Source organism: Streptomyces sp. NPDC003691 (assembly GCF_053981115.1).
Genome location: NZ_JBSFNQ010000028.1, coordinates 14,912 through 39,137, shown reverse-complemented (window position 1 = coordinate 39,137; position 24,226 = coordinate 14,912). Strand labels below are relative to the sequence as shown.

19 protein-coding genes are annotated in these 24,226 nt (G+C 73.4%); 7 read left to right on the top strand and 12 right to left on the bottom strand.

The window, feature by feature from the left end:
* Window positions 1-317: 317 nt before the first annotated feature.
* Both ACWDR0_RS16060 and ACWDR0_RS16055 read left to right on the top strand, forming a co-directional pair.
* Complete coding sequence (locus ACWDR0_RS16060; RefSeq protein ID WP_456352294.1) at window positions 318-1,490, top strand: hypothetical protein; 1,173 nt, start codon at window positions 318-320, stop codon at window positions 1,488-1,490.
* Between the two features lie 141 nt (window positions 1,491-1,631).
* On the top strand, window positions 1,632-3,404 hold the full coding sequence (locus ACWDR0_RS16055; RefSeq protein WP_456352293.1) for a tetratricopeptide repeat protein: 1,773 nt from the start codon (window positions 1,632-1,634) through the stop codon (window positions 3,402-3,404).
* A 39-nt stretch (window positions 3,405-3,443) separates the two neighbouring features.
* Here ACWDR0_RS16055 and ACWDR0_RS16050 read toward each other — a convergent pair whose 3' ends face one another.
* The gene (locus tag ACWDR0_RS16050; protein ID WP_456352292.1) at window positions 3,444-3,944 is read right to left on the bottom strand and encodes an SgcJ/EcaC family oxidoreductase; all 501 of its coding nucleotides are present in this window, start codon (window positions 3,942-3,944) and stop codon (window positions 3,444-3,446) included.
* A 274-nt stretch (window positions 3,945-4,218) separates the two neighbouring features.
* Here ACWDR0_RS16050 and ACWDR0_RS16045 point away from each other — a divergent pair, with 274 nt between their 5' ends.
* Both ACWDR0_RS16045 and ACWDR0_RS16040 read left to right on the top strand, forming a co-directional pair.
* Window positions 4,219-5,157 (top strand): ABC transporter ATP-binding protein, encoded by a 939-nt coding sequence (locus ACWDR0_RS16045; protein ID WP_456352291.1) that lies wholly within the window; start codon window positions 4,219-4,221, stop codon window positions 5,155-5,157.
* Between the two features lie 8 nt (window positions 5,158-5,165).
* On the top strand, window positions 5,166-7,709 hold the full coding sequence (locus ACWDR0_RS16040; RefSeq protein ID WP_456352290.1) for an ABC transporter permease: 2,544 nt from the start codon (window positions 5,166-5,168) through the stop codon (window positions 7,707-7,709).
* Window positions 7,710-8,036: 327 nt separating this feature from the next.
* On the opposite strand, the gene ACWDR0_RS16035 is transcribed toward ACWDR0_RS16040, so the two are convergent.
* Complete coding sequence (locus tag ACWDR0_RS16035; RefSeq protein WP_456352289.1) at window positions 8,037-8,699, bottom strand: LuxR C-terminal-related transcriptional regulator; 663 nt, start codon at window positions 8,697-8,699, stop codon at window positions 8,037-8,039.
* The gene (locus ACWDR0_RS16030) at window positions 8,687-9,862 is read right to left on the bottom strand and encodes a histidine kinase (RefSeq protein ID WP_456352288.1); all 1,176 of its coding nucleotides are present in this window, start codon (window positions 9,860-9,862) and stop codon (window positions 8,687-8,689) included. Before ACWDR0_RS16030 ends, ACWDR0_RS16035 begins: the two co-directional genes overlap by 13 nt.
* A gap of 238 nt (window positions 9,863-10,100) precedes the next feature.
* Between ACWDR0_RS16030 and ACWDR0_RS16025 the strand changes: the two genes are divergently transcribed.
* On the top strand, window positions 10,101-10,286 hold the full coding sequence (locus tag ACWDR0_RS16025; RefSeq protein WP_456352287.1) for a hypothetical protein: 186 nt from the start codon (window positions 10,101-10,103) through the stop codon (window positions 10,284-10,286).
* Window positions 10,287-10,480: 194 nt separating this feature from the next.
* Here ACWDR0_RS16025 and ACWDR0_RS16020 read toward each other — a convergent pair whose 3' ends face one another.
* The 6 genes from ACWDR0_RS16020 to ACWDR0_RS15995 form a co-directional block, all read right to left on the bottom strand.
* Window positions 10,481-10,993: a hypothetical protein gene (locus ACWDR0_RS16020; protein ID WP_456352286.1), complete on the bottom strand. Its 513-nt coding sequence runs from the start codon at window positions 10,991-10,993 to the stop codon at window positions 10,481-10,483.
* On the bottom strand, window positions 10,990-13,134 hold the full coding sequence (locus ACWDR0_RS16015) for a SulP family inorganic anion transporter (RefSeq protein ID WP_456352327.1): 2,145 nt from the start codon (window positions 13,132-13,134) through the stop codon (window positions 10,990-10,992). Before ACWDR0_RS16015 ends, ACWDR0_RS16020 begins: the two co-directional genes overlap by 4 nt.
* Before the next feature lie 243 nt (window positions 13,135-13,377).
* Window positions 13,378-13,980 carry a carbonic anhydrase gene (locus ACWDR0_RS16010; RefSeq protein WP_456352285.1) on the bottom strand — a complete coding sequence of 201 codons (603 nt, stop codon included), beginning with the start codon at window positions 13,978-13,980 and terminating at the stop codon, window positions 13,378-13,380.
* 460 nt (window positions 13,981-14,440) lie between these two features.
* Entirely contained in the window at window positions 14,441-15,100 is a 660-nt protein-coding gene (locus tag ACWDR0_RS16005; protein ID WP_456352284.1) for a response regulator transcription factor, read from the bottom strand.
* Window positions 15,003-16,499, bottom strand: coding sequence for an ATP-binding protein (locus ACWDR0_RS16000; protein ID WP_456352283.1), 1,497 nt, complete (start codon window positions 16,497-16,499; stop codon window positions 15,003-15,005). Before ACWDR0_RS16000 ends, ACWDR0_RS16005 begins: the two co-directional genes overlap by 98 nt.
* Window positions 16,500-16,546: 47 nt before the next feature.
* Window positions 16,547-17,191 carry a hypothetical protein gene (locus tag ACWDR0_RS15995; protein WP_456352282.1) on the bottom strand — a complete coding sequence of 215 codons (645 nt, stop codon included), beginning with the start codon at window positions 17,189-17,191 and terminating at the stop codon, window positions 16,547-16,549.
* 613 nt (window positions 17,192-17,804) lie between these two features.
* On the opposite strand from ACWDR0_RS15995, the gene ACWDR0_RS15990 reads away from it, so the two are divergent.
* On the top strand, window positions 17,805-18,602 hold the full coding sequence (locus tag ACWDR0_RS15990) for a class I SAM-dependent methyltransferase family protein (protein ID WP_456352281.1): 798 nt from the start codon (window positions 17,805-17,807) through the stop codon (window positions 18,600-18,602).
* On the opposite strand, the gene ACWDR0_RS15985 is transcribed toward ACWDR0_RS15990, so the two are convergent.
* Window positions 18,583-19,104, bottom strand: a complete 522-nt coding sequence (locus ACWDR0_RS15985; protein ID WP_456352280.1) for an anthrone oxygenase family protein — start codon at window positions 19,102-19,104, stop codon at window positions 18,583-18,585. The genes ACWDR0_RS15990 and ACWDR0_RS15985 overlap by 20 nt on opposite strands.
* 283 nt (window positions 19,105-19,387) lie before the next feature.
* On the opposite strand from ACWDR0_RS15985, the gene ACWDR0_RS15980 reads away from it, so the two are divergent.
* On the top strand, window positions 19,388-20,140 hold the full coding sequence (locus ACWDR0_RS15980; protein WP_456352279.1) for a DNA-binding response regulator: 753 nt from the start codon (window positions 19,388-19,390) through the stop codon (window positions 20,138-20,140).
* A gap of 111 nt (window positions 20,141-20,251) precedes the next feature.
* Here the strand turns inward: ACWDR0_RS15980 and ACWDR0_RS15975 are convergent, their stop codons facing one another.
* Window positions 20,252-21,166 (bottom strand): ABC transporter permease, encoded by a 915-nt coding sequence (locus tag ACWDR0_RS15975; protein WP_456352278.1) that lies wholly within the window; start codon window positions 21,164-21,166, stop codon window positions 20,252-20,254.
* Entirely contained in the window at window positions 21,163-24,018 is a 2,856-nt protein-coding gene (locus tag ACWDR0_RS15970) for an alpha/beta fold hydrolase (protein ID WP_456352277.1), read from the bottom strand. Before ACWDR0_RS15970 ends, ACWDR0_RS15975 begins: the two co-directional genes overlap by 4 nt.
* Window positions 24,019-24,226: the final 208 nt, after the last annotated feature.

Here is a 24,226-nt window from a genome sequence, read left to right as displayed (position 1 = left end):
CGGCGGGGCCCGGCCGGGCGGGGCGCACTCCGGCGCGCGGGGCGGGGGTGAGGGCGAAACGCGGGCAGCGCGGCGGCGCGTACAGCGGATGCGGCGGCCGGCGGCGCAGGCGCGGCTCCCAGGTGCGGGCCGGACTGCGGCGCGGGGACATGAGCGGCACGGGGACATGAGCGGCACGGTGGGTGCCCACCGGATCCCCGGTACGGCGGCTCGCGCGGGGCGGGCCCGGGCCCGCCCCGGGCCCGCCGGGTCCGGAGCCCTCGGCCGCCTCGCCTACGCTGAAGGGGCGCACCACACGACCCGGAAGGCACGACGCTGTGACACGCCCCCTCGCCCGGCTCGGGACAGCCGGTCTCGTACTGCTGACGGCACTGGCTACGGGCTGTTCCTCGTCTCTCGTTACCGGCGGCCCCAAGCCCTCCGGTTCGCCGTCGTCCGGCTCCCCGGCCCCCCGGAGCACCGCACCGGCGGCGCCCCACCATCCGATGGTGCTGAGGTCGAAGGAGGCCCAGCGGGTCTTCCAGGCGTACGCGGACACCAAGGCGTCCGCCGACGCGGCGCTCGACGACGCGTCGATCCGGATGGTGGAGACGGGCCCCCTGCTCGACGAATCGCTCGCGCGGTACGCGATCGCCCGGAAGGCGGGGACCTCGCTGCCGCTCGCGGGCTACCGGAAGCCGACGTTTCTGATACCCGACGGCCGCGCCGGACAGACGTACCCCCGCTGGTTCGCCTCGTACAGCAAGCCGGAGGGCCGGGAGACGGACCGGACGTCCGAGGTCCACTACTTCGTCCAGGAACGGCCGGGCAGCCCCTGGCTGGCGACCGTCGGCGGACAGACCCTGACCGGACCCGACCCGCTGCCGCCGATGCCCCCGTCGGTCCGGTATCCCCGGTTCGCCGCCCCCACGCCGGAGCCCCGGTACCCGCAGGACGCGGTCCGGGCCGGGACGGCGCTGCTGCCGCCGCTGGACCGCGCCGCCGCGGGCGCCATCCGGATGTCGGGCTCGGCGGCGGACGACCGCCAGGTCTGCGGCACCCTCGCGACCGCCCTGGACCTCACCGTCCCCGGCGAACCGGCGGACGCCGTCGTCGCCGCCGACCGGCAGTTCACCGCGGGACCGTTCACCACCGGACTGCGGACGTACGCCGTGGGCCTCTCCGGCGACGGACTGCGCCGCGACTACACCTACCGGGCCGCCGCCAACACACTGCCGGTGTTCCGCCTCGAATCCGGCGGCGCCCTGGTGATGTGCACCCTCACCCGCGACCACCGGGTGTCGTCGGCCCCGGACGGCGGCCCCGTCGCCTTCTCCCCGGGCTCCGACACGGACGTCCTGCTGGACGGCGACCGGTCGTACCGCCGGGTCGACCAGCGCAGCAACGTCAACGCCCTGGTCGCGCTGCCCGCCGACCGCAGCGAGCCCGCCACCGTACTGTCGAGCGACGCCTACGACCCGCAGATACTCTCCGCGCGCGGAGTGCGGTAGCGCCTTCTCTCCACCGGACACCGGGCACCGGACACCGGCCACCGCAGCGCGCCGGGCCCGTCCTCCGCCGTGCGCGCACGATCCCGACTACCGTGGTTGCCCGCACGGCATCCGTACGAGGCAGCGCTCGGGAAGGTGCACATGGCTGATCGGGTCCGGGACGAGGCACCGTCCGACGACGACTACTACGACCTCGGCACGCACTCCCGGCGGATCACCACGTCCTCCCCGGCCGCCCGGCTCTGGTTCGACCGCGGACTGGTCTGGACGTACGCCTTCCACCACGAGGAGGCCGTCCGCTGCTTCGAGAAGGCCGCCGAGGCCGACCCCGACTGCGCCATGGCCTACTGGGGCATCGCGTACGCGCTCGGCCCCAACTACAACAAGCCGTGGGAGTTCTTCGACGCGCGGGACCTCGCCCGTACCGTCGAGCGGACCCATGCCGCGGTCGAGCGCGCGCAGGAGAAGGCCGCCGGTGGCACGGCCGTCGAGCGGGCGCTGATCGGGGCGCTGCGCGCCCGCTATCCGCAGGCCGTACCGGTCGAGGACTGTTCGGTCTGGAACGCGCCGTACGCGGACAGCATGCGCACCGTCTACGCGACGGACCCCGGCGACCTCGACGTCGCCGCCCTCTGTGCCGACGCGCTGATGAACCTCACACCCTGGCAGTTGTGGGACCAGCGGACCGGCGAGCCCGCCGCGGGCTCGCGGACGGTCGAGGCGAGGGAGGTGCTGGAGCGGGCGCTCGCCGCGCCCGGCGGACGGGACCACCCCGGGGTGGTGCACCTCTACATCCACCTGATGGAGATGTCCCCGTACCCGGAGCGCGCGCTGACCGTCGCCGACCGGCTGCGCGGGCTGGTGCCCGACAGCGGGCACCTCGCGCATATGCCCTCGCATCTGGAGGTGCTGTGCGGGGACTACCGGCGGGTCGTACGGGACAACGACGCCGCCATCGCCGTCGACGCGAAGGTCCTCGACCGGTCGGGGGCGATGAACTTCTACACCCTCTACCGGTGCCACAACATCCACTTCAAGATCTACGGAGCGATGTTCCTCGGGCAGTCCGAGGTGGCGCTGGAAGCCGTCGAGCAGTTGGAGGCGGCCGTTCCGGAGGAGCTGCTGCGGGTGCAGAGCCCCCCGATGGCCGACTGGCTGGAAGCCTTCACGGCGATGCGGGTCCATGTGCTGATCCGGTTCGGCCGCTGGCCGGACGCCCTCGCCCTGCCCCTCCCCGAAGACCGGGAGCTGTACAGCACCACCACGGCGATGGTGCACTACGCCCGCGGTGTGGCGCTGTCCGCGACGGGCCGGGTGGACGAGGCCGAGGCGGAGCGGGAGCTGTTCCGCGCGGCGGTGGGCCGGGTCCAGGAGACGCGGATGCTGTTCAACAACACCTGCGCCGACATCCTCGCCGTGGCCGCCGCCATGCTCGACGGCGAACTGGAGTACCGCCGGGGCGACTTCGACGCCGCGTTCGCCGCCCTCGGGCGGTCGGTCGAGCTGAGCGACAACCTGCCGTACGACGAGCCCTGGGGCTGGATGCAGCCGCCGCGGCACGCCCTGGGCGCACTGCTGCTGGAGCAGGGACGCGTCGCCGAGGCGGAGGCCGTCTACCGCGCGGACCTCGGGCTCGACGACACCCTCCCGCGGGCCTGCCGGCACCCCGGCAATGTCTGGGCCCTGCACGGCTTCCACGAATGCTTGGTACGGCTCGGGCGCACGGAGGAGGCTCGGATCATCGCGCAACAGCTGACGACGGCCGCCGCCCTGGCCGACGTACCGGTCGAGGCGTCCTGCTTCTGCCGGACGGGAGGAGCGGAGGGAGCGGGCGGAGCGGAGGGAGCAGAGGGAGCGGAGGGAACGGGAAGGGCCGCCCGGGAAGAGGGCGGCGACGGCGGCTGCTGCCGCTGAGCCCCCGCCCACCGTCCGGCCATTGGTGCGGCCCGCGGTTCAGGACAGGGCCGCCAGCGTCTCCGGGTCGATGACCTTGGTGTTCTGCGCGGCCGCGATCCGCCACTCCCCGTCGTCCTTGGCCAGGATGTAGAGCGGGGTGCCCGGTACCGCGTCGGGTCGCTCGGCAACCAGGGCCGACGGGTCCGCATGGCCCCGGAACACCTCGTCCAGCGCCTCCCCGTCCCGGGTGACCGGCCGCTGGCGGATCTTCACGGCGGCGATGTCGGGACGGATGAAGAGGATGTGCTCGGCCGCGTACGAGGCGGTGACCTGGTGGTCGGCGGTGGCGGGCAGCACCTGACGGGTGAAGTCGCCGATCGTGTCCGCCCCGGTGAGGCGTTTGCCGTGCGCGGTGGTCCAGAAGGCGTCCGGGCGGAACGGCTCCAGGAAGACGTCCGGGAGCGCGTTCTGCTGGGCGTACTCGACGCGGGCGACCAGCGCGACGATGGCGTCCACCTCGTCCTGGGGGACGGTGACTCCGGCGACCTGGGGCTTCATGATGTGCTCCTTCACGGGTGCGGCCGGCCTTGGTGACCGCCTCGGGATACAGCGTGCTACCTCAACATTGCTTGAGGTCAAGGGCCGGGTGACACCCCCCTTGCACTCCTCCGCACCCCCTGCCGTTTATGCAGGTCACAGCCGTTCCGGGAGTCTTCCGGGCGGTCCATGGTGGAGCCCGCTCCACCATGAAGACACCAGCAGGACCGCTCGTGACGGCCTGCCCTCCGCCGGTTGACTTGCTTCTGCAGACGGACACGAGAGGGCAGGACAGATGACATCGGCTTGGCATCCCGCGCAGGGCGCGCACCCGGCGGCGGAAACGGCCGCGTACCCGCCGGGTACGCACACCGGCACCGGCACCGGTTTCGTATCCGGCGCGGACTTCGGTGACGGCACGGGCTTCACCTCCGGTACGGACTTCGGTGGCGGCCCGGACACCGGATACGGCCCCGGCCACGCGGCCGCGCCCGCCGCGCCCGCCGCGCCCGCCGCGCTCAGCCTGGAGTCGGTCACCAAGACCTACGGCACCGGCCCCAACGCGGTCACCGCCCTCGACAACGTCTCCATCGCCATCCCCCGCGGCACCTTCACCGCCGTGATGGGCCCCTCCGGCTCCGGCAAGAGCACCTTCCTCCACTGCCTCGCCGGGCTCGACCGCCCCACCTCCGGCCGGGTGCTCCTCGGCGACACCGAGATCTCCGGGCTGAAGGAGGCCGCGCTCACCACGGTCCGCCGCGAGCGCATCGGCTACGTCTTCCAGGCGTACAACCTGATGGCGGCCCTCACGGTCCGGCAGAACGTCACCCTGGTCCCCCGCCTCGCGGGCACCCGGGTCGACGAGGCATGGCTGGACGAGGTGCTGCGGCGCGTCGGCATGGACCGTTACGCGGACCGCCGCCCCGCCCAGCTCTCCGGCGGCCAGCAGCAGCGGGTGGCGATCGCCCGCGCCCTGGTCACCCGCCCCGACGCGGTCCTCGCCGACGAGCCGACCGGCGCCCTCGACTCCCGTACCGGCAAGGAGGTGCTGAAGCTCTTCCGGCAAATCGTCGACGAGACGGGCCAGACGGTCCTGATGGTCACCCACGACCCCGTCGCCGCCTCCTACGCCGACTCGGTGGTCTTCCTCGCCGACGGCAGGCCCGCGGGCGCGCTCCACCGGCCGACCGCCGAAGCGGTCGCCGACCGGATGACCCACCTCGGGGACCGGTGAGAAGCGCCGTGTTCGGTATCGCCTGGAGCACCATCAAGCACCGCAAGGGCGGCTTCGTCGCCGCCTTCATCGCCCTCTTCTTCGGCTCGGCCGTCGTCACCGCCTGCGGCATCATGCTGGTGTCCGGCGTCTCGTCGGGCATCGAGCCGCAGCGTTACGCCGGGGCGGCCGTCGTGGTCGGCGGCGAGCAGTCCAAGGACGTCCCCGAGGACTTCGACCCGGTCTATCCGGAGCGGGCCGGAGTGCCCGAGAAGCTCGTGGAACGTATCGCCGCAGTACCGGGCGTACGGAGCGCGGTCGGGGAGCGCACGATCGCGCTGAGCGCCGCCGGGAAGGACGGCCGCCCGCTGGAACTCGACGCTCCGCTGTACGGCCACGGCTGGTCGTCCGCGGTCCTCGCGCCCTTCCGGCTGACCGCGGGCGAGGCTCCGGGCGGCGGCCGCGAGGCCGTCGTCGACACGGAGCTGGCCCGGGCCGCGGGACTGCGGATCGGGGACGGTATCCGGCTCGCCGTGGGCACGACCCCGGCGTCGTACGAGATCACCGGCATCGTCGACTCCGTCGGCCGGCAGGTGTCCGTCTTCTTCACCGACGAGCGGGCCCGGGAGCTCGCGCCGCGCCCGGACCGGCTGACCGCCGTCGGAGTGCTCGCCGCGCCCGGTACGGACGCGGGCGCGCTCGCGGACCGGATCGCGCAGGCCGTGCCCGGCACCGATGTGCACACCGGCCGCGACATCGGCGATGTCGAATTCCTCGACGTCGGCCAGTCCCGCGGCTTTCTGATCGGGCTCTCCGCGGCCTTCGGCGGTACGGCGCTGGCCGTCGTCGTCTTCGTGGTCTCCTCCACCCTGGGCCTGGGCGTCCAGCAGCGCCGCCGGGAGCTGGCGATGCTGCGGGCCATCGCGGCCACCCCGCGCCAGGTCCACAAGCTGATCGGCGCCGAGACCCTGCTGGTGTCGGTGGTGGGCTCGGTGCTCGGGGCCGCCCTGGGCTTCCTGGTGGCCGACTGGCTGCGGGCCGCGTTCGCCGCGATCGGCGTACTGCCCGGGGACTTCGCGATGGCGGTCAACCCGCTGCCCGCGGCCGCCTCCGTACTGCTGTGCGTCCTCGGCGGCCGGCTCGCGGGATATCTCGCCGCCCGGCGGATCGCCCGCATCAAGCCGGTGGAGGCGCTGGGCGAATCGCTGACCGAGCGGCCCGGCCTGGGCCGCAAGCGGCTGCTGTCAGGTCTGGTGCTGATCGGGCTGGGCCTGGTCATGGCCGTCGTACTGCCGCTGGTGATACCCGGACAGGCCGCGGTCGCCGGGGCGGGCGGTTCGCTGCTGGTGCTGATGATCGGCGGGGCGCTGATCGGGCCGGTGCTGGTGCAGGCCGTGGCCCGGCTGCTCGGCCCGCTGCTGTCGCGGTCCCGGGTCAGCGGCTATCTCGCCGCGGCAAACAGCGCCGCCAACTCCCGGCGGCTGAGCGGCGCCGTGGTGCCGCTGGCGCTCGGCGCGGCGATGGCGCTGCTCCAGATCTCCCTGCTGACCACCACCCAGGAGGAGGCGAAGCGGCAGGCCGCGGAGGGCGTCGTGGCGGACTTCGTCCTCACCGCGGACCGTACCGGCACCGGGCTGTCGCCCGAGCTGACGGAGACCGTCCGCGCCCTGCCCGGCGTGGCCGCCGCGACCCCGGTGGCCCGCTCCCAGGTGCTGCTGAACTTCCGGGAGGGCGAGATCGCCCGGTCCGAGCCCTTCGGCGCGCAGGGCGTCGACCCGGCCGGGCTCCGGGGGGCGCTGGACCTCGATGTCCGGGAGGGCGGTCTGACCGGCCTCTCCGGGGACACGGTCGCCCTGAGCCGGATGGCCGCGGGCACCGCCGGACTCGATGTCGGCGACACCGCCGACCTCCATCTCGGCGACGGCGTACGGAAGAAGCTGAAGGTGGTCGCGGTCTACGGGAACGGCCTCGGCTTCGGCGATGTCACCCTCCCCCACCGGATGCTGACCGGGCACACCACCAACGGGCTGAACAGCGCCCTGCTGGTCACCGCCGGAGAGCGGGCGGAGGATGCTGCGGCGGCTGACCAGGCCCTCGGCGAACTGGCCGGGCGGACCCCGGCGCTGACGGTGGAGACCGCGGACTCCTTCGCCGCCGCGCAGCAGGGCGGGGACTCAGGGCAGTCCTGGACGAGCCTCATCGCCAACGGCGTACTGCTGCTGTACGTCCTGATCGCGGTGGTCAACACGCTGGTCATGACCGTGACGGCCCGCGGCAGGGAGTTCGCGATGCTCCGGCTGATCGGCACCACGGTCCGGCAGACCCGGCGGATGATGTTCATGGAGTCCTGGGTGGTCGTCCTGACGGCGCTGGCGCTGGGCACCCTGATCGCCCTGCCCCCGATGGTCGGCAGCGCACTCGCCCTGACGGGCCGGCCGGTACCGCATGTGGAGCCGGTGGTCTGGGCGGCGGTGGCCGGATCCGTGGCCCTGCTGGGCTGGCTCTCCACCAGCCTCCCGACCCGGGCGGCGCTGCGGGCGGAGCCGGTGGGAGCGGCGGGCGTACGGGACTGAGCCGTACGGCGCGGGGCGGGCCCGGGCCGGGCCGGGGACCCGGTTCCGTACGGCGCCGGGCCCGGGGGCTCAAGGGCCCAGGGGCCCGAAGACCCGGGTAACCGGAACCGGACCCCGTAAAGCACGACAACCGACTCCGTCGCCCCGCCCATCCGTCTGCGGGCGGGGCGACGGTCCCGGGCCGGACGCACGTCCACCCCCGCCGGCCCGGGAGAACAAGAGGGGCGGGGCCGCATACCGCGGCCCCGCCCCTCTTCGTCGTACTCCCGTCCCCACCGCGGGCGCCGGTTCGCCGGATGTCCGCCGCCCCACCCCGGAGGGGCCCGGTCAGGACCGGGCGGCCGACGGGGAGTTCAGATACGCCAGCACCGCCAGCACCCGCCGGTGGCCGCTGTCGCTCTGCGGCGGCAGCCCCAGCTTCAGGAACACATTGCCGATGTGCTTGCTCACCGAACGCTCGGTGACGGTCAGCAGCGAGGCGATGGTCGTGTTGTCCCGGCCCTCCGCCATCAGCTGGAGCACCTCGCGCTCTCGCGGCGTCAGCGAGTCGAGGGGGTCGTCCCGGCGGCGGTTCATCAGCTCCGACACGACCTCCGGGTCGAGCGCCATCCCCCCGGCCGCGACCCGCTCCAGCGCGTCGAGGAACTCGTCGACCCGGCCGATCCGGTCCTTCAGCAGATAGCCGACGCCCGCCGCGCCGTCGCCGAGCAGCTCGGCGGCGTAGGTCTCCTCCACGTACTGCGACAGCACCAGCACCGGCAGACCGGGGATCTCGCGGCGCGCTTCGAGCGCGGCCCGCAGCCCCTCGTCACGGAAGCCCGGCGGCATCCGGACATCGAGAACGGCCACATCGGGGCGGTGGCCGACGAGTGCGGGCAGCACCTCCGGACCGGTCGACGCGACGGCGGCGATCTCGTGCCCCGCCGATGTCAGCAGCAGCACCAGCCCCTCCCGCAACAGCGCGTTGTCCTCGGCGATCACCACACGCACGGCAGCTCCACTTCGATCACGGTCGGGCCCCCGGCGGGGCTGGTCACTTCCACGGTGCCGTCCAGCGCGGCCACCCGGCGGCGGATCCCGGCCAGCCCGCTGCCGCCCGCCTCGTCGGCGCCGCCGCGGCCCTCGTCGCGTACGGAGACGGCCAGCCCGCGCGGCACCCGCGCGAGCCGGACAGCGGCCGTCGCCGAACCGCTGTGCTTGGCCGCGTTGGTCAGCGCCTCGGCGACGACGAAATATGCGGCGGCCTCGACGGCGGCGGGCGCCCGGGCCCCGGCGCCGTGCGCGTCCAGACCGTCGACGTCCACGGTCACCACGAGTCCGCTGCCGGAGGCGAGCGCGTGCACCGCGCCCACCAGCCCCCGGTCGGTCAGGATCGGCGGATGGATGCCGCGGACCACGTGCCGCAGCTCCGCCAGCGCCTCCTCGGCCTGGTCCTGGGCGTCGTCGAGGAGCTTGCGGGCCAGCTCCGGATTGCTGTCGTACGCCCGGCGGGCCATGCCGACCCGCATCGAGAGCGCGACCAGCCGGGCCTGCGCGCCGTCGTGCAGATCGCGTTCGATCCGGCGCAGCTCGGCGCCGTGCGCGGCGACGGCCCCGGCGCGGGTCTCGGTCAGCTGGACCACGCGCTGCGCGAGCCGGGCGTTGCGATGGGCCTCGGGAGACGGTTCGAGCAGGGCGCGGGACCAGCTGTCGTCGAGGTCCGCGAGGCGTTCGAGGAGCGGCAGGACCCGGGCCCGGCGGCCCAGGGTGCCGCTCCAGAAACCGTCGATCATCAGCCCGAAGTACCAGACGAAGATCAGTACGAAGATCAGGGCCCAGCCGAAGACGGCATGGACCAGCAGCCAGCGCAGATCGCGGTAGGTGGTCGGATCCTTGACGACGGTCCGCAGCCGGGTCCGGAGGGAGCCGGTGACCGGGAGGTACGCCTCCCCGACCGGCACCCCGGTCGACTTCTCGATCAGCTTCCGCTTGTAGCCCGCGACCCGGCGCTGGAAGAGCACCGTCTCGGGCAGCGCGCCCGCGCCCACCACCAGGGCGGTCGCCACCGCGGTGAAGAAGAGGAGGACGCCGTAGAAGATGGTGGCGTACGCCATCCCGAGGGTACGGCTCAGCCGAATCGTCGCCCGGAACGCCCGGCCCACCGTCTCCTCCACGCCGACCAGCGTAAACGACGCGGGGGACGGGGCCGCGGGCCCGGCGGGCCGGGGTGGTGCGGGCTCCACCACGGAGACGGGGGCGGGCCCGTTCGCGCGGGACGGGGGCGGGAGGGCATCGTGGTGCCCATGGCGTCCGGACACCATCCGTCCCGGCCGCCCCATAGACAGCACGTGCACCACGCACCACGCACCACGCACCACGCACCGACAGCCGAACGGAAGGCCCCTGATCCCGATGAAGCCCGCGCTCTGGTTCCTGCTCTCCGCCTCGCTGGCCGCCGGGTTCGTCAACGACTTCGTGCTGACGGGCACCGTACGGAACGTGGTGGACGTCGTCGCGGCGGTGGTCATGGTGCTGACGGGTCTCGTGCTCTATCTCACCCGGTCCACGAAGGGGCAGCGGGAGAAGCAGCGCCGGTAGGGCCTCGCTTGAAGACCCTGGTCGCGGCGGCGGACGGCAGAGAGCCCCTTCGCTGCACGGGGAACAGCGGAAGGGGCTCTCCAGCGGGCCCAGTGGGGGAAGCGCGTTACCGCTCAGGGCCCTGATGGGCCGCCCACGGACCCTGGGGATGGTGAGCGCCGTGGACGACGTACGGGGGCTTTCTCACCGGCCGCCTAAGGGGGGCCGCCGGCCGGTCCGGGCGTCCGCCGCGGGAGCGTCCCGCGGTGGTCGGCGTCCTCGGCGCGCTCGACGGCCGCCGTGGGGCCCGGCGCGGGTCCCGCCGGAGGGGTTCCGGCGGTCGCCGCGTCCTGGGGTGCCGTAAGGAACTGGTGCAGGGACTTCAGGAAGAGGAAGAGCGTGTCCTCGCCGGGGCCGTCGGAGGCGGCGGGCCCGGAGCCGGAGGTGCCGGAGGTGCCGGAGGTGCCGGGGGCACCCGGGGTGCCGGGGCACGGGTCGCCCGGCCGCGGTGTGCGGTAGTCGATCCGCCGCCGGTCCGCCCGCCCGGTGCCGTACTCCGCACGCAGCGGGTCGAGTCCGCAGGGGTCCATCCCGCAGCGGGCGGGACGGCTGCCGGTCCCCCGGCCCGTGCCGGGCTGCTGGTACCGGTGGTGGTGGGCTTCGCGGGACTCCTTGCGTTCGCGCAGATGGAGCGCGTCGGCCAGGGCCGCCTTCAGGGGCCGTTTCATCGCCGGGTCCCTTCGCCGTAGGCCCGGACGGCCCAGTCGTCCTCGGGGCCCCAGTAGCCGGGGCTCCCGTCGGCGGGCGGCCCGTAGGACTCCGGAGGCGCGTAGCCCTCGGGCGGGGGCGGCGGGTATCCGGGCTCGCCGTAGGGGCCCTCGGGGCCGTACTCGTAGGGACCCGGCGGGGGCTGGTGCGGCTGGTGGCCCTGGTGGGGGTGGTGCGCCGGGTGCGGCAGATGAACCTGGGACTGCGGGCCGTGGCCGGCGGAGCGCCCGTACGGATACGGGTGCTGGTGGCCGTACGGGTACGGCTGCTGGTGCTGCTGGGTGTGCTGGTGCTGGCGGGCGTACGGCGTCCCGTGGGCGACGGGACCGTGGGCGTACCCCTGGCCCATGGCGTGCTGGAAGGAGAAGCCCGGCTGCGGCGCGGGGGCGTACGGACGGTAGGTGTCCGGCTGGGGGTGGCGGGGCGGCTCGGGCGCGGGGCCGGAGCGCCGCCCGGGGTCGGGGCCGGGGCCGGTCGCTCCCGCTCCCTCTCCTGTACCCGTGCCCGTACCTGTGCCTGCGCCTGCGCCTGCGCCTGCGCCTGCGCCTGCGCTCATGCTCCAGCCCGCGCCCGCCGGGACCTTCTCGCGGACCGGTTCCTGTTCCTGTTCCCGGGTTCCGGTCTGCTCGTCGCCGGTTCCGGCGGCCGCGGTCTCCGGCACGTCCTTCGGGGCGCCGGCGCCCGGCAGCAGGAGTTCGACCTCGCCGCCACCGGACTTGCGCCGCTGGTCGGCCCACTCCTCCAACTGGGCCTGGCAGGCCATGTCCAGATGGGAGATGCCCCGTCCGTCGATGACGACCCGGCCGGTGCTCCCGCCGACCGACTCCAGCGCGTCGATCAGCTTGGGCAGCCGCAGGAAGGTGGCGTTGCCCTTCAGTTCCAGGGTGGCGGTGTCGCCCTCCTTCGCCGTACGGATGGTCATATGCGACATCCGCAGCGCGGTGAGGACCACCGCGACCGCCAGTCCGCCGAGCACGCCGTCGAGCAGGTCGGTCGCCACGATCGCGCCCGTGGTGACGAACATGACGAGGCCCTCGCCGCGGTCCTTCTTCCACATCTTCAGGAAGGACGGCGGGTTGAAGAGCTTCCAGCCCGCGTGGAGCAGTACGCCCGCGAGGACGGAAACGGGGATCAGTCCGAGCAGCCCCGGCAGCAGCAGGCCGAAGCCGAGCAGCCAGACGCCGTGCAGGATCCGGGAGACCTTGGTCCTGGCGCCCGCGTTCACATTGGCCGCGCTGCGGACGATGACCGCGGTGAGCGGCATCGCGCCCAGGGCTCCGGAGACCGTGTTCCCCACGCCCTGGGCGAACAGCTCCTTGTTGTAGTGGGTGCGCGGTCCGGTGTGCATCCGGTCGACGGCGGCGGCGCTGAACAGGCTCTCGGCCGAGGCGATGACCGTGAAGGTCACGACCATCATCAGCACCTTGGGATCGGCGAGTCCCGAGATATCGCCGAAGCCGGGGATGTTGACCGCGTCGAGCATATTGCCGAAGGCGACCTTCTTGACGTCGAAGCCGGGCATGGCGGCGACCACGCAGCCCAGCATCACCGCGACCAGCGGCGCGGGCACCTTGCCGAGCGGCTTGGGCACCTTGTACCAGAGGAAGCAGATCAGTACGGCCAGCACGCCCAGCAGCAGCGCGGCGCCCTTCTGCGCGTCGCCCAGGACCTCCCGGGCCAGCTCCGGCAGGCCCATCACGTTCTTCGGGGCCGTACCGTGCTGCTTGGAGTCCACCAGTGCGTACGTCTGGCTGAGGATCAGGGGCACCCCGATCCCGGCGAGCATGCCCTGCACCACGGAGAGGGAGATGGACTGGAAGACCCGGCCCATCTTCAGGAAGCCCAGGATCATCTGGAGGATGCCGCTGACCAGGACGACCGGTCCCAGCAGGCCCACCCCGTGCTCGGTGACGAACTCCAGGCAGAGCACGGCGAGTCCGGCGGCCGGTCCGCTGACCTGGAGGCTGCTGCCGGGCAGGAAGCCGACGACCAGTCCGCCGATGATGCCGGTGATGATGCCCAGGGCGACGGGGACGCCGGAGGCGGCGGCGACCCCGATGCACAGCGGCAGGGCGACCAGGAAGACGACCACCGAGGCCATCAGGTCGGCGCCGAGGGCGCCGGAACCGGCGGCCCCCGCCGGGGAACCCGCCGAGGGGCGGCCGCCGCTCCTTCGCGCGTGCCGTCCCGCTCCGGGACGTATTCGATCAGTGGACACAGGGTTCCTTTCGCCGTATCGGGGCCGGTACCGCGCCGGTGGGGGGATTCCGGCGGGGTCGCGCCCGGCGGTCCGATACGAGTGGAGGGTGGGGGTCCGGGTGGGCTCGTCCCGGGGTGCGGGGGGTCAGTTGCGGTGGAACACTCCCTGGGCCTCGTCGAGTTCGAGGACCTCGGCGGTGTCGACGCGGTAGTACCAGCCGTGCAGCGTCAGCCGGCCGGCGTCCAGCGCGGCCCGTACGGCGGGATAGCCGCGGAGGGTCTCCAGCTGGGCCGTTACATGGCGCTGTACGTAGCGGGCCAGGGTGGCGTCGTCCGGCGGGGTGCCGAGGATGGGGGCGAGGGCGGGCCGGGCGAAGGCCACCCACTGCGAGACGCTGGGGAGTTCGGTCAGGTCCTGGTCGTTGGCGAGGGCGCCGACGGCCCCGCAGTGGGAGTGGCCGCAGACCACGATGTCGTGGACCTTGAGGACCTCGACGGCGTACTCGATGGTGGCCGCCTCGGCGCACTCCCGCTTGGCCTCGTACGGCGGAATGATGTTGCCCGCGTTGCGCAGTTCGAAGACCTCGCCGGGGACGGCCCCCGTGATCAGGGCGGGGATGACCCGGGAGTCGGAGCAGCTGATGAAGAGCGTCCCGGGCGTCTGGCCGGCGGCGAACCTGCGGAAGGTCTCGCTCTCGGGGGCGACGCGGTGGCGGAAGTTCCGGGCGTTGGTGAGCAGGCGCTTCATGTCACGCTCCTTGTGGGGGGACCCGGCCGCCCACCGGTCCCGCCGGCAGCTGCGGGGGTGGGTACGGCATCTGCCTGGCACAGACCTTCCGGGGCGGCCGGGACGGCTGAGACATCCGGGGTGAATGTCTTGGCCGTGAAGCATGGGCCCACGCCATGAACCATCCGTGAGATCACCGTGAGAGAGTTCTCACCGCTCGCATGAGCCTCTGACAACGATGTCCGGAGGAGGTGCGGACACCTCCGAGGCATGGGAGACGGGGCCGGGGGTGCGGGGGCCGGGGCGCGCGCTCCGGGGGCGCTGTGCGGCTCGGGACGTACGGGGGCACAGGCTTACGAGGGCGACGGTATACGGGCGCGGGCGTACGGGGGCGCGGCGGCGCGCGGCGAGGTCCCGCGCACCCCCGTGCGCCCCTGCCCGGTGGGACACCCCTCCGGCCGGCCGGGTGCCGGGCCCGGTGTCAGGCGCGGAGCCGGTAGCCGACCCCGCGGATGGTCTCCACCCGGTCGGGGCCGAGTTTGCGCCGCAGATACCGGACGTACACATCGACGATGTTGGAACCGGGGTCGTAGTCGAAACCCCAGACCCGGCTCAGCAACTGCTCCCGCGTCAGCACCTGGTCGGGGTTGCGCAGAAAGACCTCGGCCAGCGCGAACTCCCGTGCCGACAGCTCCGCCACCCGGCCCTCCACATGCACCCGGCGGGTCCGGAGGTCCAGGACGAGGTCGCCGACGCGCAGCACGGACGCCTCGGGCCCGCCCTCGCCGCGCAGTCTCAGCTTCACCCTGGCCAGCAGTTCCTCGAAGGCGAAGGGTTTGGAGAGGTAGTCGTCCGCGCCGCCTTCGAGTCCGGCGACGACGTCGGAGACGCTGTCCCGGGCGGTCAGGATGACCACCGGCAGGGTGACGCGCAGTTCGCGGAGCTTGCGCAGGACGGTCAGGCCGTCGACCGCCGGCAGCCCGAGGTCGAGGATCATCAGATCGCAGTCCCCGGCCCGGGCGTGTTCGTAGGCGGAGAGCCCGTCAGCGACCACTGCGGTCACGAACCCGTTGCTCCGCAGCCCCTTTTCGACGAAGGAGGCGATTCCGGCCTCGTCCTCCGCTATCAGTATCCGTTGCATGATGTCCCTTCTGCCAGGAGAAATGCGCCGGGAGGTCCAGTACGAAGCGGGCCCCGCCGGTCTCGGCGTCCTCCACCCATGCCGTGCCTCCGTGCGCCTGGGCGATCTCGCGGACGATGGCGAGTCCCAGTCCGATTCCGGTACCGGCCTGGGCGGGTGAGGCGACCCGTCCGGCCTGGACGAACCTGCCGAAGATCCGCTCCCGGTCGACGGGGCCGACCCCGGGGCCGGTGTCGCGGACCCAGAGCAGTACCCGGCCGTCGCGGACCGCCGAGCCCATCTCGATGAGGTCGCCGTCGAGGGTGTGCCGGACGGCGTTGGCGGCGAGCTGGATCAGTCCCTGGGTGAGCCGCTGGCCGTCGACCAGGACGGTCGCCTCGGCGACCGCGGCGACCCGCCAGTGCCGGTTCCCCAGGGCCCGGGCCTTGGCGACCACATCGACGATCAGATCGGTCAGATTGGTCTCGCCGACCGTGAGGAAGTCCGGCCGCTCGGACCGGGCGAGGAGCAGCAGATCGTCCACGATCCGGCTCATCCGGTCGAGTTCGTCGACCACCAGCGCCCGGGTGACGTCCCATTCGACGGCCCAGTCGCCGGAGCCGCCGCCCATGAGTTCGAGGTGTCCCCGGACGACGGTGATGGGGGTGCGCAGTTCGTGTCCGACCTCGTCCAGGAAGCGGCGCTGGGTGGTGAAGGCCCGTTCCAGGCGGTCGAGCATATGGTTGAAGGTGTGGGCGAGCGCGGCGACGTCGTCGTCGCCGCGGACGTCGAGCCGCCGGGTCAGATCTGACTCGCCGATGCTCGCCGCGGTCTGGCGCACCAGGCGTACCGGTGCCAGGATCCGGCCGGCCACCAGCCAGCTCGCCAGCCCGGCGCAGACCAGCGCGCCGAAGCCGGTGGCCAGCAGCATCCTGGCCACCTGGCGTTCCTCGCGGAGCTGCCGGTCGCGGAACTCCAGCACCACCAGCCGGACGTCCCGGGGATCCCCGGCGACCTGCACCGGGACGACTCCGTAACGCACCTTCCCGACCGACGAGTCGAGCCAGCCGACAGCGGTCTCGCCGCGCCACTTCACCGACGACAGGACCGCGATCGCCGCCGGGTCGCGGTCGAGCCGGACCGGTGGCTCGGCGGCGCTGCGCAGGTCCGCCCGGCCGTCGACGATGCTGAAGAACGTCTCGTCGCGGTTGGGGATGTTCTCCCGGAGGAACTCCTTGAGCAGCGCGGCACCGTCGGTGTAGGGGCGGCCGTCGGGCTGGACCCGGGTCTGGGCGAAGGTCCGCAGCCGGTTCGCCTCCCACTCCAGCCGGGATTCGACCTGGTCGTCGAGCTGGGCCTGCCAGACCACGGTGATGCCGACGATGGGAGCGGCGAGGGCCGCGCCCACGAGCAGCATCATCCAGCCGACGATGCGGGAGCGGGCGCTGGCCGTCCGGCGCCGGGGCACTAGGCCTCTCCGCCGTCGTCGGTCGCGGCGGAGTCGGTCCGGTCGGTCCGGTCGGTCCGGTCCGGCCCGGCTCCCCCATCTCCGCCATCTCCCCCGGCTTTTCCGTCTCTCCCATCTCTTCCGTCACCATGGCCACTTCGGTCACTCTCACCCCGGCCGTCCCGGTCCTCCCGTTCGTCCTCGTCTTCTCCGTCACCCTCCTCGCCGTCGTCGCCCTCGCCCGCGGTCGGTGCCGGGCTGTCCGGGCCGTCGTCGCTGCGCGGCGGCGGCAGCGGCGGTACGGGCCTGCCGCCCGGATGCACGGTCGGCGACGGGGAGACCCGCTGCGGCGGTGACGCGTACGACGGCGCGAGATACGAGGGGGAACCGGCGGGAGGCGCCGCCGGGGCGGAGGGCGCCGGGCGCGGGCCGCGGGAAGGCTGCGGGCCGGGGTCGCGGCCCCCGCCGTTCCACGGGGGGCGCGAGGTGGCCGACGGCAGGGGCTCTCCGGTGCCGGGGGTGAAGCCGCCGGACCTCTCGACGATCACCACGGGTCCCAGGTCCAGGGGTTCGGGCTGGCTGGTCAGGACCCGGCCGGCCATCAGTCCGGCCCCCGCGAACGCCGCCACCGCGGTGATCACCAGATTCGCTCGCCTCAGTCTCATGCGGCGAGTCTGGGTCCCCGATCGAACGTATGAGTGAAAGAGGAGAGCATTCTCATCCGGGACCGGACGCCGGGGCTCCGGTCGCGACCTCGGTCCCGGCTTCGGCCCCGGCTCTGGCTCTGGCTCCGGTCTCGACTCCGGCTCAGGTCTCGACTCCGGTCGCGGCTCCGGTCGCAGCTCCGGTCGCAGCTCCGACTCCTGCCCACGGCTCGGCCACGAGGAGGCCGGTTCCCGCTCCCCCTCCTTCCGCCTCCCCCTTCGCCATAACCGCTGTACGACCACTCCCGGCGCCTCCATCAGATGTTCCGGCCATTTCACGCCCACTCTTGACCCCCTTTTCTCCTCTTCCTTCCGATACGCCGATCGGATGTGATCGCGGTCGAGGGGAGATACGGCGCGGAGCGGCCGAGGATTCAGCGGAGCGCCCGGGGATCCGCGGTGCCCCGGGTCCCGGCGGACGGCACGCGCCGGATCCGCCGTACGGACCGGGCGGGGCGGGTATCCCGGCGGGTCGCGGGCGCGGCCTACTCAGGCGGATGAATGAGCACTCATTCACCGGCCCGAGTAGCCGTACGGATGTCCACCGGACCCGTGCGGCCGGAGTCTTGGACCCATGACGAAGCGACTGAAGAACGTGCAATGGGCGGCCATGCGGCTGGTGCTGGGCAGCGCCGGACGGCTGAGCGAGGGCATCCGCATCGGCTACCGGCACGGTTTCGACAGCGGGTCGATGCTGGACCACGTCTATGTGAACCGGGCACGGGGCAGTCTCGGCATCGGCCGCGTCATCGACCGCTTCTATCTGAACGCCATCGGCTGGCGCGCCATCCGGGCCCGCCGGGAACTGCTGAAGGACGTCCTCCGCAAGGAGATCGCCGACCGGGGCGGTCGGGCGGTCGTGCTCGATGTGGCATCGGGGCCGGGGCGCTATCTCCAGGACCTGGTGGCGGAACACCCGCCCGGCGCGGTCCGGGTCGAATGCCGGGACCTCGACCCGGCCGGGCTGGCCCAGGGGGAGCGGCAGGCCCGCGAACGCGGGCTGACGGGCATCACGTTCGCCCGCGGCGACGCCCTGGACCCCGCGCCGCCCGCCGAAGGCACCGCGCCGGATGTGATCGTGGTCTCCGGGCTCTACGAACTGCTGCTGGACGACGCGGCGATCGCCGCTTCCGTGGCGCGGCTGCGGGGGCTGCTCGCCCCGGGCGGGGTGCTGGTCTTCACCACCCAGACCCGCCATCCCCAGCTGGAGTTCATCGCCAATGTCCTGCCGAACCGGGACGGCGCGCTGTGGGTGATGAAGTGCCGCCCCGTCGAACTGGCGGAGCGCTGGGCCCGGGACGCGGGCTTCACCGGGGTGACCAGCCGGCGCGAGGACGTGGGCCTGTTCACCGTCACCACAGCGCGGCGGTGACCAGCAGCGCGAAGGCCGCGACGGTGAACAGGGTCCGGACGAGGTGGAAGCGGTTCCAGGGGCCCTCGAAGGAGTGACGCACCTGCTGGTCGGAGCGGCCCGACCAGTCGGGTGTACGGCCGGGGCCCGCCGTGCCGCCGGGCGTCGCCGCGGTCCCTCGTTCGGTCGCGGCCAGCGCGTTGTTCAGCGGAATGTTCCCCGCGACGGTGACCAGGTGATTGAGCACCGAGCAGACCAGTCCGGCCACGATCAGCCAGGTCGCGGCGGCCCCGCGGCCCTCCTCGGGGAAGGCCAGCGCGAGCGCCGGGAAGACCACCACACCGGCGAACGTCAGCAGGAACAGGGGGCGCGGCACCACCTCGTTGATCCGGCGCATGGCGGCGAGGAACTGTTCGTCGGTCAGCCGGGCGAGTGCGGGCATGACGCCGGTCAGGAAGGTGAGCATGAAGCCCGCGTAGAGACCGGTGGAGATGATCGCGAGGGCGATGAGTGCGGTGGCCATCCGGCCATCATGACGTCCGGCCCCGCGGCGGGCAGCCGGTTTCTCCGGCCGGATGTTCGTTTCCCCGGCGGCCGGTTCGTTTCACCGGCAGTCGGTTCGTTCCTCCGGCGGCCTGTTGCTCCCATCCTTCCCGCCGTGACGGTCGAATCCACCCGAATGGCAAGGACTCGCCACACTTCCCATGAGATCTTGTCACGTAGAGCTGCCATGTGAGTACATGGAGTGTCTGTGGATCCGAGGGGACGGTTCCACGGTGGAAGAAATGGCGGGGGGATGATGGGCCATGGCGGTGGCAGTCGTTCCGGGCTCCGCGCCCGGGTGGGAGATGTCGCGGTCCGCTCCGCCCGGGGCGGGCGGTCTGCCCGTGCAGCGGGCGCAGCACCTGCTGTCCGCGGATCACACGGAGCAGTTGCAGCAGGTGCGCGGGGTCACCCGGGTCAGAGCCGCGCTGGCGAGCCTGGTCGGCTCGGCCCGGCACGAGCTGCTCAGCTTCGACGATCCGGCGGCGGCGCTCGGCCAGGGGATTCCCGAGTCGTTCCTGAGGAGCGGTGCGCCCGGATGCGCGCCCGCGGGGCGCTCGACCCGGGTACGGCGGATCGCTCCTCGGCACGGTCTGCGGCAGTTGCGGGAGCCATGGCGCTGTCTCGGTGAGGCGAGGATCACCGAGTCCGTCCCGTTCAAGATAATCGTCGCCGACCGCTCGGTGGCCGCCGTGCCGATCGACCTCGACCTCCACGACAACGGTGTCCTGCTGATCCGGGATCCGATTGTCGTCCAGGCCCTGGTCCGGACTCATCAGGCCTGGTGGGAGACGGGCGAGGATCCGGCCCGCCGGGTCCGGCCGCCCGGTCCGCCGCCTCATCTGCGGCCGGTGCTGGAGGCGATACTCGCCGGGCTGACGGACGATGCGGCGGCCGCCCGGCTCAATATGTCCGGGCGGACCTACAGCCGCAGGGTGGGTGAGCTGATGGCCGCCCTCGGCACGACGAGCCGGTTCCGAGCTGGTGTGGAGGCGGCCCGCCGCGGCTGGATCTGACGGCCGCGGGCCGGGCGGTCCCCTCCCCCGGCGCCCGGGGGTCGGTCCCCGGGCGCCCGAGGGGGCCGACCCTCGGCACCGGTTGTTCCGGAGCGAGGGGCGGCCCGGCCCTCAGGACACGATGTCCTTGCGGGCGAAGGCCCGGAAGGCGAGGGCGAACAGCACCAGGGCGTAGGAGACGGAGACGGCGGTGCCCTTGATCATGCCGCCCCATTCCAGCTGCGGCTGAAGGGCGTCGATCCAAGCGAACTGCCAGTGCGCGGGGAGGACTTCCCGCCAGTCGCCGAGTGCGGTGACCGCGTCCAGCACATTGCCGACGATGGTCAGTCCGACCGCTCCGCCGACCGCGCCCAGCGGGGCGTCGGTCTTGGTGGAGAGCCAGAACGCCAGTCCGGCGGTGACCAGTTGGGAGAGGCAGATGAAGAGTACGGCGAGCCCCAGCCGGGGCAGCGTCTCGGCGGCCGCGAGAGAGCCGCCGGTGGGCAGCTTCAGCGGCCCCCAGCCGTAGGCGGCGGTACCGACGGCCAGGGCGATCACCGGCAGCAGCACGATCGCCGCCGCGCTGAAGGAGAGCGCCACGACCAGCTTGGACCACAGCAGTCTCGCCCGGGGCACGGGCGCGGCCAGCAGATAGCGGAGGGAGGACCAGCCCGCCTCGGAGGCCACCGTGTCGCCGTGGAACAGCGCCACCGGGATCACCAGCAGAAAACCGGCGGAGACGAAGAGAGCGGTCGCCGCGAAGTTGGCGCTCGACGCGGTGGCGGTGTCCATCAGCGTGATCCGGCCGTTCTCGTCGCCGTCCGGGCTGCCGCCGATGGCGAAGGCGGCCACCAGGATCAGCGGCAGTGCGGCGAGGACGGCCGCCATCACCATGGTCCGCCGACGCTTCAGCTGCCGGATGGCTTCGACCCGCAGGGGCAGGGTGCCCCGGGGCCGGTAGCCGGGGGCCGCCGCGGTGGACGGGACGGGTGCCGCGGGCGCCGGGGACTCCGGGGACGGTGCGGGGGACGGGGCGAGGCCGCTCATGCGGAGCCTCCGATCAGAGTGAGGAAGGCGTCTTCGAGGCGGCGGTGGGGGCCGGCTCCGGTCAGCGGCACATCCAGCCGGACGAGTTCACCGATCAGCTCGGCCGGGGTGGCGCCGTCCAGCCGGACCAGCAGTCCTTCGTCGACCCGGCGGGCGGATCCGATGCCCGGCAGGGCGCCGATCTTCTCGACCACGGGCTCGGACACCGGGGCCTCGGTGGTGACGAGCAGGGTGTCGCTGCCGCCGGTGATCTCGGCGACCGGGCCCGCCTGCACCAGCCGCCCCCGGTCCATGACGACCAGATGGCTGCACGACTGCTCGACCTCGGAGAGGAGGTGACTGGAGACGATCACCGTACGGCCGCCGGCCGCGTACCGGATCATCACTTCCCGCATCTCGCGGATCTGCGGCGGGTCGAGACCGTTCGCCGGCTCGTCGAGGATCAGCAGATCGGGCAGGCCCAGCATGGCCTGGGCGATCGCGAGCCGCTGGCGCATGCCCTGGGAGTAGGTGCGCACCGCGCGGGCCAGGGCGTCACCGAGGCCCGCGATCTCCAGGGCCTCTTCCAGATGGGCGTCCCCGGCGGGGCGTCCGGTGGCCCGCCAGTACAGCTCCAGATTCTCCCGGCCCGACAGATGGGGGAGGAAGCCCGCGCCCTCGACAAAGGCGCCGACCCGGGAGAGGACGGGCGCGCCGGGGCGGATGGCATGGCCGAAGACCCTGATCTCGCCCTCGTCGGGGCGGATGAGGCCCATCAGCATCCGGAGGGTGGTGGTCTTGCCCGCGCCGTTGGGGCCGAGCAGTCCGAGTACCTGTCCCTTCTCGACCCGGAAGGAGAGTTCCCGTACGGCGTAGCGGTCGGCGGATCCGGCGTACCGCTTGGTGAGGCCGGTGATCTCCAGGGGGACTTCGGCGAGCCCGGGGTCGGGTGCCGGGGCGGTGGTGCGGCGGCGGGCGGTCAGCAGCAGGGCCGCCGCGATCACCACGGCCGCGGTGGGGAGGCCCCAGGTCCACCAGGGCAGTCCCGCCGCTTCGGTGCGCACTCCGGGCGCGGTCGGCACGGTCAGCATGCCCGTGGCGGTGCCTGCGGCCGCGGCGGTACCGGTGTCCGCAGCTGTGCCCTTGCCGGCCTTCGTGGTCGCGGCCGCGGCTTTCCCTGCCGCCGGGCCGCCGTCCGCTGCCGCGCCTGCGCCTGCGCCTGCGCCTGCGCCTGCGCCTGCGAGGGCGACGGTGTAGGTGGCGGGGGCGGCCGGGGAGGCGTGGCCGAGGTCGGTGGCGGAGAGCACCAGCCGCAGCCGGTGTCCCGTGTCGACCCGGTGGTCCACGGCGGGGAGGGTCAGTTCGATCTCCTTGCCGTCCCGGGCGTCCTCGACCCGGACAGGAGCGACGAGCTGGGCGGGGAGGACCTGGCTGCGGCCGTCGGGGCCGACGTCGTACACCTTGCCGAAGAGGACGGCCTCGCCGCTGGAAGAGGTGACCCGGAGCCGGACCACGGGCGAGCCGGTGATCCGGAGCGGCTCGTCCAGCGGGGCGGAGTCGAAGCGGGCGTGCTGGCCGGGGAAGTCGAACCCGAGTCCGACCCCGAGGGAGGACAGCCCGTTCAGTCCCCCGCTCAGTCCGGGGACGGCCGAGATGGCGGGCGGGGTGCCGCCCGCCGGGTTGCCGAAGGTCACCGGCCCGCCGGAGAGGGCGATCCGCCGGGGCCCGCCGTCGAGTCCCGGGTAGCTCTTCGCGGTGGCCCCGCGCAGCCGGGCGGCGCCGTCGGTGGAGTCGAGTCCCCCGGTCCTGCTGACCCGGAAAGCGGGCCCGGTGCCCGCGCCCTTGTCGTCCTTCAGATGGCGGTCGAACCAGGAGGTGACGCGCTGCTCGATCCGGTCCTTCTCCTGGTTGCCGCCGTCATGGCCGCCGGAGATCCAGTCGACGGCGACGGGCGCGCCGTTGGCGCGGATCCGCTGGGCCATGGCATCGGCCTGGCCGAGCGGGAAGAGGGAGTCCGCCTGCCCCTGGACGACCAGCGTCGGCACGGCGATCCGCTCGCCGACGGCCGACGGGCTGCGGGCCTCCAGCAGCCGCCGGGCCTCGGCATCCGGCTTCCCGGCGACCGCGACCCGCTCGTACATGGCGCACAGCTCGGGCTGGAACCGGCCGCAGCCCGCCGCGGCGGGACCCGCCTGTCCCGGCGGGCGCCCCGGGGCGTCGGCGTCCGGTACGGGCGTGCCGCCCGGTGCCGCCGCGGATCCGGTGGAGAAGAAGATCCCGGCCCAGAGCTTCTTGAAGACTCCGCCGGGGAAGAGTGCGTCCGCGAGGTTCCAGTAGGTGATCGCGGGCGCGATCGCGTCGACCCGCCGGTCGTGCCCCGCCGCCAGCAGGGCGATCGCCCCGCCGTAGGAGGCACCGGCGATACCGACCCGGGGGTCGCCCTTCCCGTCCTTGCGGACCTCGGGGCGGGCGGCCAGCCAGTCGAGCAGCCGGGAGACGTCCGCGACCTCGTGGGCGGGGTCGTTGAGCCCGATCTTTCCGGTCGACTTCCCGAAGCCGCGGGCGGACCAGGTGAGCACGGCGTAGCCGTCCCGGGCCAGCCGCTCCGCCTGCTCCCGGACATCGTCCTTGCTGCCGCCGAAGCCGTGGCCGAGCAGTACGGCGGGCCGGGGCCGGTCGCGGTCGCCCGCGGTGAACCAGGACGTGTCGAGGGAGGCGCCGGGCATCTGCCGCATCGCGTCCTCCCGGTGCACGGCCGGTCCCGGATCGTCGGCGGCGACCGCCCAGGTGCCCGCGCCCGCGAGGGCGACGAGTGCCGTGGCGCCCGCAAGCCACCGGCCGCGCGTGCGGGGCCGGGGAAGTCGGATCTTCATGTGAAGACCCTAAGCGGAGCGCCCGCGGCCGCCCGGGGACCCCCGGGGGGAATCGCGGGCACTCCCCCGGGGGTAGCCGGCGTCCGCTCCGTACGCCCGCCGCGGTACGCGCCCACCACCCCACGGGCGCCCGGGGTCCCGGTACGCGCCCCCGGCGTACTCCCGGGCCGCCCGGTCCGGGCCCCTGGTGCTCCCGGATCCGTACCGG